Raw genomic sequence first — 15,523 nt, 5'->3', positions numbered from 1 at the left:
GGGGCAGCCTGATGCGGGCAAGGACTAGCTGGCGATGAACATGGAACCGGACGCGGTAGTGCGGCACCGGCTTTCCTCCCAGCTGCTCCGGGAACCAGGTGCCCCCTCGCCGGAGGCCGCCCTGCGCAACCTGCTGGCCGTGCAGGCACAGGAATTTCCCTACGCCAGGTGGAGCCTCGCCCAGCGTGTATCACGCAGTGTTGATCCGCCGGTGACAGCCGCGGACATCGAGAGCGCAGTGGCCGATGGCCGGATCCTGCGCACTCATATCCTTCGCCCCACTTGGCATTTCGTCCACCGGGACGACCTCCGCTGGCTGTCAGCCGTCTCTGCTCCACGGCTCCACCAGGCCAACGCGGCGACGTACCGTCTCACCGGAATCGATGCAGCAACTGCCGCCCGGGCCGGGGAGGTGCTGGCCGGGGCTCTGGCGGGCGGCAACCACCTCACGCGCGAGCAACTCGCCGCAAAACTGCAGGACGCGGGGTTTCCGGCGAAAGGCCTGAGGCTTGCCTACCTGATCATGCACGCCGAAGTCAGCGGACTCCTGGTCAGCGGCACGCCGGTTCGGAGCCCCGGCGGTGCCCTGAAGCAGACTTATGCCCTCTTTGATGAGCGGGTTCCGGCCGGCAGGCAACCGGCGCCGACCCGCGAGGAGGCGCTGAGTGAACTGGCCTTCCGCTATTTCTCCAGCCGCGGCCCCGCCACCATCAGGGACTGCGCCGACTGGTCAAAGCTGACCATGGCGGACGTCCGGAAGGGGCTACAGGTGGCCAGGGATGCACGGCCCAATGCGCTGACCGCCACCGTGATTGACGGCGTCGAGCATTACTCCGCTGCCGATCAGCCCGATCCGGGGACGCAGGCCGGCCGGGCTACCGTCCAGGGTCCACGGATAGACCTGGTCCAGTGCTACGACGAATACATCATGGGCTATTCCGCCACGCGGCATTACATGGGCGGCGGAGCTCCCGCATTTCCTTTCGAAGGACAACCGATGCACGTGGTGCTGCTGGACGGGCGGATGGCCGGCTCCTGGCGGCATACGCTGCTTCCCGGGCGGTGTGAGCTGGATATCCGGCTCTCCAAATCCGACGACCGGCCAGGTTCCCAGCTGGCAGCCGCAGTGCAGGAAGCAGTGGACCGGTACGGCGCATTCATGGGGCTCCCGGCCGTCCGCGTGAACTACGGGGCTAAGCTGGAAGGACACACATGAGAGGCACGGCACCGTGAGCAACTTGTTTTTCTGGATCATCATTTTGTCATTCCTGATCCCGATGGCCATGCGGATGTACCGGAAGTCTGTCGCCCGCAGGAACCACGAGCAAAGCTTTACCGGGCGCTACCCCGAGCAGTTCCCGGGCAGCGGCCAGTTCCCCGGTTCGGCCGGTCCGCAGAGCAAACAGCCCCGGGACGGTTACACCCAGCAGGACTATTTCAGCGGCGGATTCCGCGAACTCGACCGGCCCCAGCCGCTGCCGCCCATCCAGCCGGTTCCGCCCATGGACCAGCAGTTTCCGCCGTACGGGCAGCCCCAGCCGGAACAACCCCGGCAGGGGCAACCCCAGGCCCAGCAGCAGCCCGCGGCACCTGCCACTCCCCCGCCGCCGTCGGCCCCGCAGGGCTACCGCGCCCGCAAGCTCGCCGAACTGGATGAGAAGTACAGCAACGGGGAACTTTCCGTGGAGGAGTACATGACCCGCCGCGGCGAGATCATGAACGGCTGACCTGAGTCAGTCCACCTGCGTCAGTCCACCTGCGGAAAACCCAGGTCGATGACGGACGTCGCGGGGTCCGGCCAGCGCGTGGTGACCACTTTGCCCCTGGTGTAGAACCGGATGCTGTCCGGCCCGTACATGTGTGTGTCGCCAAACAGGGAGTTCTTCCAGCCGCCGAAGGAGAAAGTCCCCACCGGCACCGGGATGGGCACGTTGACGCCCACCATCCCTGCCTCCACGTCGAACTCAAATTGGCGGGCGGCGCCGCCGTCGCGGGTGAAGATGGCAACCCCGTTGCCGAACTCGTTGTCGTTGACCAGGCGGACCGCATCGCTGTAGGTATCCACCCGGACCACGGACAGGACGGGGCCAAAGATTTCGTCGTCGTACACCTTCATGCCCGGCTTAACGTGGTCCACCAGGCTGACTCCGATGAAGAACCCGCCTGAATCGAACTGCTGCGAGCGGCCATCAACAACCACCGTGGCGCCCTCGTTTTCGGCACCTGCCACGTAGGAGGCCACCCTCTCCCGGTGTTCGGCGGTGATCAGCGGGCCCATCTGCGATGCCGGGTCGGTGCCTGGGCCGATGGTCAGGGTAGCCATCCGGCTCTGGATGGCCGCCACGAGGTCGTCGGCGATGGCGCCGACGGCGACGAGAACGCTGACCGCCATGCAGCGCTCGCCTGCCGAGCCGTAGGCAGCCGAAATTGCGGCGTCGGCCGCCATGTCCAGGTCCGCGTCCGGCAGGACCACCATGTGGTTCTTGGCCCCGCCCAGGGCCTGGACCCGCTTGCCGTGGTCCGCAGCACGCTTGTAAATCGATTGCGCGATGGGCGTTGAGCCCACGAAGCTGACGGCTTTGACGTACGGATGTTCGAGCAGGACGTCCACCGCCTCTTTGTCGCCCTGCACCACGTTCAGCACACCGGCCGGCAGTCCCGCTTCGGCGAAGACTTCCGCGATGAATACGGCGGAGGATGGATCCTTTTCACTGGGCTTCAGGAGCACGGTGTTCCCGCATGCCAGGGCGCTGCCGATCATCCAGAGCGGCACCATGGCCGGGAAGTTGAACGGGGTGATGCAGGCCACGACGCCCACGGGCTGCCGGACGGAGTGGACGTCCACGCCGCTGGAAACCTGCTCGGAGCGTTCCCCCTTGAGCATGTGGGACAGCCCCGTGGCGAACTCAATGTTCTCGAGCCCGCGGGAAATTTCCCCTTCGGCATCGGAGAGTACTTTGCCGTGTTCACTGGTCAGGATGGCGGCCAGCTCGGACTTGCGCTGGGTCAGGATTTCGCGGACGCGGAAGAAGATATTGGTCCGTTTGGCCAGGCTCGTTGCCCGCCAGGCTGGCAGCGCAGCCGAGGCGGCGGCAATGGCTTCTTCCACCCGGGCAGCGGAAGCCAGTGCCACCTGCTTTTCCTGCTCTCCGGTAGCAGGGTTGTAGACGGGGCCGAAGCGCTCGGCATCGGCAACGCGGCTGCCGTTGATGTAATGCGGAATGGTTTGCATGGAGGTCTCTCTTCTACTTTGCTGAATCCAGGGAACCGTCGGCGAGCTTGATGATCATGGAGCAGTCCTTGCCGGACTCGCCCGCATCGATGAGGCGCTGGTACAGCTGCTGAACGTGCTTGCCGATTTCGAGCGGCGTGCCGGTGTCCTCGGCAGCACTGATGGCCAGGCCGATGTCCTTGTTCGCCAGCTCAGCGGTAAACGTGGGCGCGAAGTCATTGTTGGATGCAGCGGTGGGGACCACGCCGGGAACGGGGTACCAGGTGCGCAGGGCCCAGCTGTCGCCGGATGAGACGGAGGCGATGTCCCAGAACACCTTCTTGTCCAGGCCCAGCCGGTCCGCCAGCACGGCGCCCTCGGCAGTGGAGGCCAGGTTAATCAGGAGCATCAGGTTGTTGCAGATTTTGGCTGCCTGGCCGGTGGTGGCTCCGCCGGTTGGGATGATGTTGGCTGCCATCGGCTCGATGTACCGCGTGGCGTCGGCCACAGCATCCGCCTCACCGCCCACCATAAACGTGAGCGTTCCTGCCTTGGCACCGCTCATCCCGCCCGAGACAGGGGCGTCAACGAAGCGGAAGCCGGCGGCAGCAGCGGCGTCGTGCAATTCTCTGGCGGCGGCGATATCGATCGTGGAGGAATCGACCAGGAGTGTGCGCGCATCCGCATGCGCCAGCACCCCGTCCGTGCCCAGGTAGACAGCCTTGGCATGCTCGCCCTTGGGGAGCATGGTGAAGACGACGTCGGCGTCCGCCACTGCCTCGGCGATGCTCCCAACCGGCTTCACCCCGCCCGCCTCCGCAGCGGCGAGAGCAGCCGGGTTGAGGTCGAATCCCCGAACGTCGTGACCCGCCTTTGCGAGGTTTCCCGACATGGAACCCCCCATGTTTCCCAAACCAATCCAACCGACTACCGCCATGGCCTAAGCTCCTTTGCTGTGCCTCCGGCGAGGGCAGCCGGAAGGTCTGTGTCCACCATCACACCCTGCTAGAGTGCAATCAAGGGGAAAAATTACAGATGGCATGTGCACTGATGCACACGAAGGAAAGGGCACCGGGTGGCGCAGCTTCCGAGTCCGGACGACTTGCTGATTTTGCTCACGGTGGCCCGCCTTGGGCGCTTCAACGCCGTCGCGGAAACGATGGGCACCACCCACACCACCATTTCCCGCCGGATCCTCGCCCTCGACAAGCAACTCGGCGGGCGCACCCTGGAGCGCAGCCCGCACGGCTGGGAACTGACGGAGCTGGGGGCTTCGGCCGTGGCCGCGGCGGAAACGATCGAAGAAACACTGGGGTCATTGGCTGCCGTTACGGGCCAGGACCGGGACGCTCTGTCCGGAATGGTGCGCCTCAGCACCTCCGACGGTTTCGGCGCCGAATTCGTTACCCCTGCACTCGTCCGCCTCCAGCAGCGGCACCCCATGCTGAATGTGGAGATGCTCAGTGCCACGCGCAAGGTCAGCCAGAACCGCTCGGGCGTGGACCTGGAAGTGGTGGTGGGCCGCACTGACGTGAGCAACGCGCAGGCCATCTTCCTGACCAACTACTTCCTCCGGCTATACGCCAGCCCGGCCTACGCCGCCAAGCGGGGCCTGCCGGAAACGCCCGACGGCGTGGGACAGCACGGCTTCGTCTCTTACGTTGAGTCGGCACTCCAGGTTGCCGAACTGGGCCACCGGTCCTCGCAGCTGCCCATGCCGAAGTCCAGCTTCCAGGCGACGAGTATCTTTGCCCAGGTGGAGGCGGTGCGCCGCGGCGCGGGCATCGGTTTGCTTCCAAACTTTATGGTGGCGCGGAATCCGGAGTTCGTTCCGGTGCTCCCCGACGCGTTCCAGCGCCAGGTGCCCATCTGGGCCGTGGCCCGGCCCGAATCGCTGCGGTCCGCCCGGGTGCAGGCCGTGATCGCTGCGCTGAAGGAAGAAGTTGCCGAACGCCAGGACTTGCTGGCTGCCTAGATTTTGCCCGTCAGGTGCCGTTTCTTCAGGCTTGGAAGAGCCGTCTCACAACTTGCCCTGCGGCCAGCGCATCGAGGCCTTCGTTGATCTCATCAAGGGGCCGGGTGTCGGTGTGCAGCAGCTCAACGGGAAGCCTGCCCTCCCGCCAGTACCCAAGGTACAGGGGGATGTCCCGGCCCGGAACGGCGTCGCCCATATACGAGCCCAGCAGCCGTTTGCCCGCCCCGGCGAACTGGAGCGCGGGCACCGTCAGTTCAGCCGTCGGGTGCGGCAGCCCCACAGAGACCACGGCGCCGCCACGCGTCACGTGCTCGAGGCACGATGCGATGACCCGGGCTGACCCCACAGCTTCGATGGCGGTGTCCACGCCGTCACCGGAGGCCTCCTGGATCAGGCGGGGAGCCTCGTCCGGTGTCCCCACGGCGGTTGCCCCGCACTTCCGGGCGAGGCCGTGCTTGCCGGCGTTCGGATCGATGGCAATCACGGAGGAGGCACCAGCGAGCGCCGCGGCCATGACGGCCGAAAGCCCCACGGCGCCGAGTCCGAAGACAGCGACGGACTGGCCTTGCTGGACGGCCGCCGTGTTGAGGACAGCTCCCATCCCGGTGAGCACGGCGCAACCGAACATTGCCGCAACAGTGTCGGGGACGTCGTCGTCGATGACCACCACCGATTCCCTGGCCACCACCGCGTAATCGGCGAAGGCCGAAACCCCGAGATGGTGGTTAATGCGCTCCCCTGCGGGCGTCCGCAGCAGGGCCTCACCATGCAGCAAGTCCCCCGACCCGTTGACTTCCGCTGCGCGGTGGCAGAGAGCCGGACGGCCCGCCCGGCACGCCCGGCAGTCTCCACAGCTGGGGACGAAGACGAGGACCACATGGTCCCCGGGGGAAACGTCCGTAACACCTTCACCCACCGCGGCAACCCGCCCAACAGCCTCATGTCCCAGTGCCATGGGAAGGGGCCTGACGCGGGAGCCGTCCACCACGGACAGGTCCGAGTGGCACAGGCTCGAGTAGGTGATGGTGATGCCCAACTCACCTGCGCGGGGTTCCGGCCGGTCAAGCTCCTCGACCCGAAGGGGATGCGCTTCGGTGTAGCTGGTGCCGGACGGGACGGTGGAGTAAAGGACGGCTGCTTTCATGGGAGATCCTGACTTCGTCGAAGGCAATGACGCCCAACTGCCCGGGCCTGCGGGGTCGCGGGTCCGGGCAGTTGGTGCTTTTTGGCTCTGGTGGTGACAGTGACTATTTCTTGCCGGAAGCGAGCAAGTCCGCGGTGCCCTGGGCGTCGGCTGCGTCCACGTCGTGGAGCGAGATGCCGCGGGTCTCCTTGAGGAAGAACACGGCGATGGCGGTCACGATGCAGGCTCCCAGCAGGTACAGCGCCACCGGAGTGGAGGACTTGAAGCTATTGAGCAGCGACGTGGCGATGATCGGTGCCAGTGAACCGGCGACGATGGAGGTCACCTGATAGCCCAGGGAAACGCCGGAGTACCGCATCCGGGTGGGGAACATCTCGGCCATGATGGACGGCTGGCCCGCGTACATCAGCGCGTGGAACAGCAGGCCGATGGTGATGGCGGCCAGGATGACGATGTCGTTGCCGGTGTCCATCATGGGAAAGGCGAAGAAGCCCCAGGTGCCACCGAGGATGGCGCCTGCCATGTAGACCGGCCGCCGGCCGAATGCGTCCGACATCTTGCCGACGAGCGGGACGGCGCAGAAGTGGATGAAGTGCGCCACGAGCAGGAGCAGGAGGATGCGGGAGGTGTCGGTCTGGACGACGATCTTCAGGTAGGTGATGGAGAACGTCACCACCAGGTAGTACAGGATGTTCTCGGCAAAACGCAGGCCCATGGCGGTAAAGACACCGCGCGGGTAGCGGCGGAAGACTTCGGCAACACCGTAGCCCTTCTTCTCCACCGTGACTTCCTTGCGGGCTTCAATGAAGATCGGTGCATCCTGGACTTTGGTGCGGATGTAGTAGCCAACGATCACGATGACGGCGGAGAGCCAGAAGGCGACTCGCCAGCCCCAGCCGAGGAATGCTTCCTGGGAGAGCGTGGCCGAAAGGGTGAACAACACGCCGGTGGCCAGGAGGTTGCCCATCGGTACCGCCGACTGTGGCCAGCTGGACCAGAACCCGCGGGACTTGTTGGGGCTGTGCTCGGCAACCAGCAGCACGGCGCCGCCCCATTCACCGCCGACGGCGAAGCCCTGCACGAAGCGCAGGAACACCAGGAGGGCCGGAGCCCAGTAGCCGATCTGGGCGAAGGTAGGCAGGCAGCCCATCAGGAAGGTGGCTACGCCCACCAGGATGATGCTCAGCTGCAGCAACTGCTTGCGGCCGAACTTGTCGCCGAAGTGGCCAAAGACGATGCCGCCGATGGGGCGGGCCACGAAGCCTACGGCGTAGGTGACGAAGGCGGCGATGATGCCGTCCAGTTCGGTCCCTGAATTGGGGAAGAACATTTTGCCGAACACCAGGGTGGCGGCGGAGGCATAGAGGAAAAACTCGTACCACTCAACAACGGTGCCGGCCATGGAGGCCGTAACGACTTTCTTCAGGCCTGAGGCCTTAACGTCGGTTTCCTCTGGCCGCCGTGCGGCGGAGCTTTCCGTACTCATTTATGAACTCCTTCGGCGTCGTCTTCGACACCACTGGGACAGGCTGTGGCGGATACACGTGATTTTGGCCACGAACCGCCGGGTCCCATTGAGTATGGTCTGCCTCCACGCCCAGCTCAACGGCGAATCATGCAGAGCCCATCTGCATTTATGCACATATTCTGGCTTTTGGTTGTGGCGTTATGCCGAAAGGTGTTGCCGGAGCTGCGATCCCAGCTGGCCGATCTCGGTGAGGAACCCGTCGTGCCCGATAGGCGCCTCGATGAGGTGGACGTCCACCTTTCCGGGAAGCGCCCGCGCCAGCTCCCGTGACTGGGACGGAAAGTAGAGCCGGTCCGAGTCCACGGCGGCGACAAAAAAGCGCGCACTGACACTGGACAGGGTCTGGGCGAGCGACCCCCGTCCCCGGCAGATGTCGTGGCTCATCAGCGCCTCTGTGATCGCGATGTAGCTGTTGGCGTCGAAGCGCTGGACCAGTTTGGTGCCCTGATGATCCAGGTAGCTCTCCACCTGGTAGCGCCCGCGGGCTGCCAGCTGCTCGCCCTGAAGCGGCGATTCGGGCGCCTGCGGCGCGCGTCCGAACCGTCCGTCCAGCTCCACCGGGGAGCGGTAGGTGATGTGGGCGATGCGCCGGGCCAGGGCCAGGCCTTCCTCGGGAGCGGGTCCGTTGTAGTAGTCACCGCCGTTGAAGTTGGCGTCCTGCCGGATGGCGAGGGTCTGCGCCTGGGCAAAGGCGATCTGCTCGGCGGTACTCGCGGCGCCCACGGCAATCACAGCACAGCGCCGCACCCGCTCCGGATACGTGACAGCCCATTCCAGCGCCCGCGCCCCGCCCATTGAGCCGCCCAGCACGGCAAACCAGCTCTCGATCCCCAACTGGTCGGCCAGCCGGGCCTCCGCCACAGTGCTGTCCCGCAGGGTCACCAGCGGAAAACGCGAGCCCCAGGGCGTTCCGTCCGGAGCAAGCGACGACGGCCCCGTGGACCCATAGCAGCCGCCCACTATGTTGATGGACACCACGAAAAAACGGTTGGTGTCCACCGGCGCGCCCGGCCCGGCGAGTTGTTCCCACCAGCCGGGTTCTTCTGTGTCGCCGCGGGTTACGTGGGTGCTGCCGGTCAGAGCGTGTTCAATGAGGACGGCGTTGCTGCCGTCCTCATTGAGTGTGCCCCAGGTTTCGTAGGCCAGGGTGACGTCCGGCAGGTATCCGCCGGCTTCCAGCTTCAGTCCCCCGATGGAGGCATAGCGGACAATCCCGTGTTCGGGGACGGTGGTACGGGTGACGGTAACCGTCATGGCAAGACCTCTTCTACGCGCTTGCCCGCCGTCGAATGACCGGCAGGCCAGGTCTTCACCCGGGGCACCCCACCGCGGAAGGAGGGTTGCCGGCCAGCAAGCCGGGGCTGTCACTGGCACTCATGACCTGGTTCGAGTGTACGAAACAGGCCCTGCCTGCCGCCAAGAGTGTGACTGGTTGTGACTTCCCCGGCCCGCCGCCGCGCTGGTGCCCTGGGTACGGCTAGGCGCCAGTGGCCTCCTTGGCCGCCCGGAAGCCAGCCTGGAGGTCCGCCAGGATGTCATCGATGTGCTCGATCCCCACTGACAGCCGCACCAGGCCGGGATTCACGCCGGCAACCACCTGCTGCTCCGGCGAGAGCTGGCTGTGGGTGGTCGACGCCGGATGGATCACCAGGGAACGGACGTCACCGATGTTTGCCACATGGGAGTGCAGCTCCAAGGCGTCCACAAAGCGCTTGCCCGCCTCCGCGCCGCCAGCGAGGTTGAACGACACGATCGCGCCGGTACCCTTGGGTCCGTACTTGCGTCCGCGCTCGTACCAGGGGCTGGACGGCAGCCCGGCGTAGGCGACGGATTCGACGTCGTCACGCGATTCCAGCCATTGGGCAACGTCCAAGGCATTGGCGACGTGACGTTCCACCCTCAGGCTCAGCGTCTCCAGTCCCTGGGCGATCAGGAAGGCGTTGAAGGGCGACACTGCCGAGCCAAGGTCGCGCAGCAGCTGCACCCGGGCTTTCAAAATGTAGGACAGGTTGGCACCCAGGGCACCGTCGGCGCCGAGGTCGCGGGCATACACCAACCCGTTGTAGGTGGGGTCCGGGGTGTTGAAGCCGGGGAATTTCGCAGGGTCCTTGCCGAAGTCGAATTTTCCGGAGTCCACGATGACGCCGGCGATGGCGGAACCATGGCCACCCAGGTATTTGGTGGCTGAGTGCACCACAACGTCCGCACCCCATTCCAGCGGGCGGATCAGGTATGGGGTGGACAGGGTGTTGTCCACAATCAGGGGCACTCCGGCCTCGTGCGCAACCTGGGACACCCCCTCGATGTCCAGGACGTCCTGCCGCGGATTGGAGACAACCTCGCCGAAGAACAGCTTGGTGTTGGGCTGCACTGCAGCGCGCCACTGGTCCAGGTTGTCCGGGTCCGCCACAAACGTGACGGAGATGCCAAACTTCTTAAGGGTGTGGGCGAAGAGGTTGTAGGTGCCGCCGTAAAGGCTCGGACTGGCCACGATGTGGTCCCCCGACTCGGCAATATTCAGCACCGCAAAAGTTTCAGCGGCCTGGCCGGAACTGAGCAGCAGGGCTCCCAGGCCGCCTTCAAGGCTGGCGATCCGCTGTTCCACGGCTTCCTGCGTGGGATTGCCGATCCTGGTATAGATGGGCGCCAGCTCGGCAAGCGCGAAACGGTTCGCGGCGCTTTCAGCGCTGGGGAAAACAAAGGACGTGGTTTGGTAAATGGGGAGGGCACGGGCACCCGTGGCAGCGTCCGGCTCTTGTCCTGCGTGGATCTGGCGGGTTTCGAAAGACCATCCGTTGGACATTTAAGGCTCCTTTGACATGGGCCCGGCATGCTCGAAGCACCGCGGGCCGCGCTTGCCATCCGGCCATTGCCGGACAGCCAGGTCCTCACCCGGGGCACCCCACCGCGGATGGAGGGTTGCCGGCCAGCGAGCCGGGGCTTGGCGCTGGCGCTCATAACCTGGGCCCAGTCTAGGAACTCCACGTGCCCGCCGCCACGAGTGTGACCGGGTGTGACTTCCCGCCCTGTTGCTGGACGACACTTCCTGACGGGGTGGAGCCAGGAGGCGCCACATGTTGATTTCCCAAGGTTCCGCAGAAGATGCGCAGGATTGAGCGAAGGTTGACCGTTTGCCGCCAATCCCCCGTTAGATTTGAGCCGGGAACACGTCACCTCGCCTTTCTTCTTCCACACCAAAGGACCACATTCAGTTGCCCCAATTCTCTCGCCTGGCACGTCGCACCGTCCTGCTCTCCGCCGTCGCCCTCTGCTCAGGCGCGGTGGCAGCCGGTCCCTGGCTGGCGTCCGCAGCGCACGCCGCTCCTTCCGCTGCTGCGGGTGAAAGTGGCCGCTACCTTGTCCAATTCGCTCCGGGCAAGGACGTCGCGGCGGAGGTGACGGCCCTCCGCGCCCAGGGAATTGGCGTCAACAGAACTTTTACCAAGGCAGTGAAGGGCGCTGCTATCGAAGCCAGCCCGGGGCAGGCTGCCGCCCTGCTCCGCTCGGGCCGGGCCGCAACGGTGGAGCCGGACCACGCTGTCACAGTATCCGAGGTGCAGCGCAACGCGCCGTGGGGCCTCGACCGGATCGATCAACAGGCACTGCCGCTCTCCGGCTCGTACACACCTGCCGCCTCCGGCCAGGGTGTCAACGTATACGTTGTGGACACCGGGATCCTCGCTTCTCATACCGATTTCGGCGGCCGGGTCAGCGCTGGATGGACAGCAAAGGCTGACGGCCTGGGATCAAGCGACTGCAACGGCCACGGCACGCACGTGGCAGGAATCATCGGCGGCGCCGTCCATGGCGTGGCCAAATCCGCCACCCTTATTCCGGTGCGGGCACTCGAATGTGATGGCTCCGGCGTCTACTCGGACATCATCGCAGGGCTCGACTGGGTTGCCGGTCAGCACCGACCTGGCACCCCGGCCGTAGTCAACCTGAGTATCGGCGGACCCACCAGCAGCGTGCTCGATGCAGCAGTCCAGGCCATCATCACCAACGGCCTTCCGGCCATTGTTTCAGCCGGGAACAACGCCGTTGACGCTTGCACGGCTTCTCCAGCCCGTACGCCCTCCGCCGTCACAGTAGCGGCAAGTGATTCCTTCGACAGGCAGGCCTCCTTCTCAAATTTCGGCAAATGCGTGGACCTCTACGCGCCGGGTGTAGGCATCCGCTCCGCCTGGCACACTTCCACGACGGCCACGGCGTCACTCGGTGGAACGTCCATGGCTACTCCGCACGTGGCTGGTGCTGCCGCCCTCCTCTTATCCGGCAATCCTCTTTTAACACCCACGCAAGTGACCGATCGGCTCGTCTCGTCCGCGATCGGAGGAATCATTGCAGGAACTGGAAGTGGAACGCCGAACCGTCTGCTGCACACCGCATCAGCTTCAGCCAACAACTTTTCGGTGGGGGGCGCGATCGGGGCCAAATACAACTCAATGGGTGGACCGGCGTCGCAGCTGGGCGCGGCCACCAGTCAGGAACAAACGGTCCAAGGCGGGGCGCAGCAACAGTTCCAACATGGGATTATTTTCTGGTCGCCGGCAGGTGGGGCACACCCGCTATGGGGTGCCATTGTGCAGAAGTGGTACAACGGCCATGACGCGGGCTACCCCATCCGGGACGAGGAGCCTCTGGGCGGCGGAGCAATAGCCCAGCACTTCACGAATGGAACGATGTACTACACACCGCAAATTGGCCTCCACTACATCGGCGCCGGAATCCGGGAGGCCTGGTGGAATAAGGGCGGCCAGACCGGAGTCGCCGGTTACCCTGTGTCCGATGAGAACCGCTGGCTTGAGGGCGGTGCGGTCCAGACTTTCCAGGGTGGAACCTTTTACTTCACACCTCAATATGGAACCAGGCTGTTGCAGGGAGCCATCCGCTGGGAATATGAGCGGAGGGGAGGCTACTCCTTCATTGGACGCCCGGTCACCGACGAGTACTCCTTGAATACGTCCACTCGCGCCCAGCGCTTCGAAAACGGCACCATCTACTGGTCTAACGGGAGCATACGGACCGAAAGGTTCTGAGTGTCGGCTTGTTGTGGGTGCGAATTTGAGCACGGCTGACACCACAGAGCCCAGTAAGGCTTACCTTAGCTGAGAGCCCGATCACAAAGTGCCAAGATGTTGCCATGCGCATGGATCACGTCTCTTACGCCTGTGAACACGATGGCCTGGCTGCCACCACCGAACGTATTTCCTCTGCCCTCGGCGTTGAGGCAGTGAAAGGCGGAGTACACCCGCGGTTCGGAACCCGGAATATGATCATCCCGCTCGCGGGACACAAGTACCTCGAAGTCGTCGAGGTCCTGGACCACCCCGCTTCCGACAAGGCTCCTTTCGGGCAGGCAGTGCGTGCACGGTCTGCGGCCGGGGGCGGTTGGATGGGCTGGTGCGTGGAGGTTGACGACCTCGTCCCCTTTGAAGAACGGCTCGGTCGCTCCGCGGTCAACGGAAACCGCAAGTTTCCTGACGGCCGCGAACTGGTCTGGAAGCAGATCGGTATCCTCGGCTTAATTGCCGACCCGCAGGTTCCGTACATGCTCAAGTGGGAGGGCGACCCGTCGCTGCACCCGTCCAACGCCTATGAGAGCAACGTTAAGATGAGCTGCCTGACCATTGCAGGCTCGGCAGCAAGGGTTACCGAGTGGCTGGGCGAGCCGGTGGAGAAACCGCTCGAAGATGTTGCCGTGGAGTGGGTGGCACCGCACGGGACCCCCGGGATCCTTTCGGTGACGTTCGAGACCTCCAGTGGAGCTGTCACCATCTAATCCTGCTTCATAGTCCCGGGCAGGACTGCCCGGGCCTCGGCTTGGGGCTAAGCGCCCTTCGAAGCTTCGGCCGCCATCAGCTTGTGACAACGGCGTCACCTGCCGATGGCGGCCGAATCCATTTCCATCAGCGCTCTCCGGAATGTCGTACCCGCTTGTCATGATTGGTCTATGGGGAAAGCGGCGGTGGCGAAGGCGTTTGAGCACATCAATGCCGCTCTTGCTGTGCTCAATGCCGAAGCGGAGGGGATGGGTTTCGAGCCATTCTCGAAGGCTGACCCGTTGGCCGGTCTTGCCCATGGTTGCCTGGACATCCTCGCCGGGGCGCGGGTGGCGGAGGCTGGGTTCGCGGGTTTGAAGGCGCGGGCCGCCGCGAATTATGCAGACACCGCGCAGTTCATCGCGCCGCGGGACGCACCGGAACAGGCGCTGGAAATGGCTGTGGCCGCGGAAATCGGCGCCCTCCTGGTCCTTGGTCCCCGAGCAGCCGGTGCGTTCCTGGCCGCTTCCTACGCCCTGACCACTTCCTTGCCCCGGACGCTGGCTGCCCTGCAACGCGGGACGATCTCCTGGCAGCACGCACTGGTCATGGTGGATGAAACGGCCAGCCTTGACCCGGCCGGGGCTGCCGCCTTGGAGGACCACTTCCTGGACCCCGACACACCGAGACCGGCCGCCGCGGCCACGATTGGGGAAATGCCGGCGTACCGGTTCAAAATTAAGGCCCGGACCTGGCGGGAACGCCACCACGCCGAGTCCATCGAACAACGCCACGCCAAGGGCGTGGCGGACCGGCGGGTGGAATACCGGCCGGATCAGGACGGAATGGCCTGGCTCTCCGCCTACCTGCCCGCAGACCAGGCGCTGGCGGGCTGGAACAAGCTCACTGCCGACGCAAGGGGACTACAGGGCCCGGAAGAGGCCCGGACCCTCACCCAGCTGCGCGCGGACCTCTACGGCAACCTGCTCCTCGGCGGAACAACCAACGGCGGTCCCGACACGGAGGCAGGAACAAATGCCGGCCCGTCATCGTCGATCCGCGCGCAGGTGCTGGTCACCGTGCCCGTGTTCTCCCTGCTGGGCCTCACCGACGAACCCTCGAAGCTCGACGGGTTCGGACCCATCCCGCCGTCGATGGCGCGGCAGCTGGCCGCAAATGGTGCGGGTTCGTTCTACCGGGTGCTGGTGGATCCGCGGGACGGCGCGCCGCTGGAAATCGGCCGCACCAGCTACCGCCTTACCAAAGCCATGAAAAAGGCACTGCAGCTCAGGGACGGCAAATGCACTTTCCCCGGCTGCAACAACCCATCCCTGGACAACGAGGCAGACCATCTTCAGGCCTGGCAACACGGCGGCCATACGGGCATCAGCAACCTGGCACAACTCTGCCCCAAACATCACCGCCTCAAACATGCCACCGGCTGGACACCCACCCAAGCCACCACAAACCAACCACCCGGCTGGACACCCACCCAAGCCACCACAAACCAACCACCCGGCTGGACACCCACCCAAGCCACCACAAACCAACCACCCGGCTGGACCTCACCCACCGGCCGCCACTACAAAGCCGAACACCACGACTGGGAACCACCCCACTGGCCAGATTCTGCCGTGCCAGAGAGCATCCGCGCCTTTGATGACCTCCTGGAACTATGGCCCCCATCCGATGACCCGTCAGAGCTGTGGCCACCGCCCGACAACCCTTCAGGCTTAAAGCCTGCGCCAGACGGTTCCTTCCAAGGGCCGCTGTCCGATGACGTGCAGATCGCACATGCCGGGCAGAGGGTGCCGGGCGGATAAGAGCTCTGACACGGGATGAACTTCCGCCGACCCAACCCTTCCTGCGTCAGCTTGGCTGTGGCCGTGGCACTGCTTTCACT

12 protein-coding genes and 2 riboswitches are annotated in these 15,523 nt (G+C 65.0%); of the genes, 6 read left to right on the top strand and 6 right to left on the bottom strand.

What is annotated here, in order from left to right; genetic code table 11:
• The first annotated feature begins 34 nt into the window (after positions 1 to 34).
• Entirely contained in the window at positions 35 to 1,216 is a 1,182-nt protein-coding gene (locus AC5RV1_RS07420; RefSeq protein ID WP_493994067.1) for a winged helix DNA-binding domain-containing protein, read from the top strand.
• A gap of 13 nt (positions 1,217 to 1,229) precedes the next feature.
• Positions 1,230 to 1,727 carry a hypothetical protein gene (locus AC5RV1_RS07415; RefSeq protein WP_493994066.1) on the top strand — a complete coding sequence of 166 codons (498 nt, stop codon included), beginning with the start codon at positions 1,230 to 1,232 and terminating at the stop codon, positions 1,725 to 1,727.
• Positions 1,728 to 1,747: 20 nt separating this feature from the next.
• Here the strand turns inward: AC5RV1_RS07415 and AC5RV1_RS07410 are convergent, their stop codons facing one another.
• A complete protein-coding gene (locus AC5RV1_RS07410; RefSeq protein ID WP_493994065.1) occupies positions 1,748 to 3,232 on the bottom strand; it encodes a CoA-acylating methylmalonate-semialdehyde dehydrogenase in 1,485 nt (494 codons plus the stop codon).
• A 13-nt stretch (positions 3,233 to 3,245) separates the two neighbouring features.
• Positions 3,246 to 4,148, bottom strand: coding sequence for a 3-hydroxyisobutyrate dehydrogenase (mmsB, locus tag AC5RV1_RS07405; protein ID WP_493994064.1), 903 nt, complete (start codon positions 4,146 to 4,148; stop codon positions 3,246 to 3,248).
• A 138-nt stretch (positions 4,149 to 4,286) separates the two neighbouring features.
• On the opposite strand from mmsB, the gene AC5RV1_RS07400 reads away from it, so the two are divergent.
• On the top strand, positions 4,287 to 5,186 hold the full coding sequence (locus AC5RV1_RS07400; RefSeq protein WP_493994063.1) for a LysR family transcriptional regulator: 900 nt from the start codon (positions 4,287 to 4,289) through the stop codon (positions 5,184 to 5,186).
• A 25-nt stretch (positions 5,187 to 5,211) separates the two neighbouring features.
• Here the strand turns inward: AC5RV1_RS07400 and AC5RV1_RS07395 are convergent, their stop codons facing one another.
• From AC5RV1_RS07395 to AC5RV1_RS07380, 4 genes are all read right to left on the bottom strand, one after another.
• Positions 5,212 to 6,330 (bottom strand): zinc-binding dehydrogenase, encoded by a 1,119-nt coding sequence (locus AC5RV1_RS07395; RefSeq protein WP_493994062.1) that lies wholly within the window; start codon positions 6,328 to 6,330, stop codon positions 5,212 to 5,214.
• Positions 6,331 to 6,433: 103 nt separating this feature from the next.
• Complete coding sequence (locus tag AC5RV1_RS07390; protein WP_493947333.1) at positions 6,434 to 7,816, bottom strand: MFS transporter; 1,383 nt, start codon at positions 7,814 to 7,816, stop codon at positions 6,434 to 6,436.
• Positions 7,817 to 7,996: 180 nt separating this feature from the next.
• The gene (metX, locus tag AC5RV1_RS07385) at positions 7,997 to 9,112 is read right to left on the bottom strand and encodes a homoserine O-acetyltransferase MetX (RefSeq protein WP_493994061.1); all 1,116 of its coding nucleotides are present in this window, start codon (positions 9,110 to 9,112) and stop codon (positions 7,997 to 7,999) included.
• Positions 9,113 to 9,124: 12 nt separating this feature from the next.
• A riboswitch (SAM riboswitch) is annotated at positions 9,125 to 9,240 on the bottom strand.
• A gap of 95 nt (positions 9,241 to 9,335) precedes the next feature.
• The gene (locus AC5RV1_RS07380; protein WP_493994060.1) at positions 9,336 to 10,661 is read right to left on the bottom strand and encodes a bifunctional o-acetylhomoserine/o-acetylserine sulfhydrylase; all 1,326 of its coding nucleotides are present in this window, start codon (positions 10,659 to 10,661) and stop codon (positions 9,336 to 9,338) included.
• 43 nt (positions 10,662 to 10,704) lie between these two features.
• A riboswitch (SAM riboswitch) is annotated at positions 10,705 to 10,820 on the bottom strand.
• A gap of 250 nt (positions 10,821 to 11,070) precedes the next feature.
• On the opposite strand from AC5RV1_RS07380, the gene AC5RV1_RS07375 reads away from it, so the two are divergent.
• The 3 genes from AC5RV1_RS07375 (at position 11,071) to AC5RV1_RS07365 (ending at position 15,443) form a co-directional block, all read left to right on the top strand.
• A complete protein-coding gene (locus AC5RV1_RS07375) occupies positions 11,071 to 12,897 on the top strand; it encodes a S8 family serine peptidase (protein WP_493994059.1) in 1,827 nt (608 codons plus the stop codon).
• Positions 12,898 to 13,001: 104 nt separating this feature from the next.
• Positions 13,002 to 13,640 carry a VOC family protein gene (locus tag AC5RV1_RS07370; protein WP_461174410.1) on the top strand — a complete coding sequence of 213 codons (639 nt, stop codon included), beginning with the start codon at positions 13,002 to 13,004 and terminating at the stop codon, positions 13,638 to 13,640.
• A 171-nt stretch (positions 13,641 to 13,811) separates the two neighbouring features.
• Complete coding sequence (locus tag AC5RV1_RS07365) at positions 13,812 to 15,443, top strand: HNH endonuclease signature motif containing protein (protein ID WP_493994058.1); 1,632 nt, start codon at positions 13,812 to 13,814, stop codon at positions 15,441 to 15,443.
• The last annotated feature ends 80 nt before the right edge of the window (positions 15,444 to 15,523 follow it).

This window comes from Arthrobacter sp. Hb9-2 (assembly GCF_059091165.1).
The sequence above is the reverse complement of the archived record's forward strand: the minus strand, read 5'-3'. Positions and strand labels throughout refer to the sequence as shown.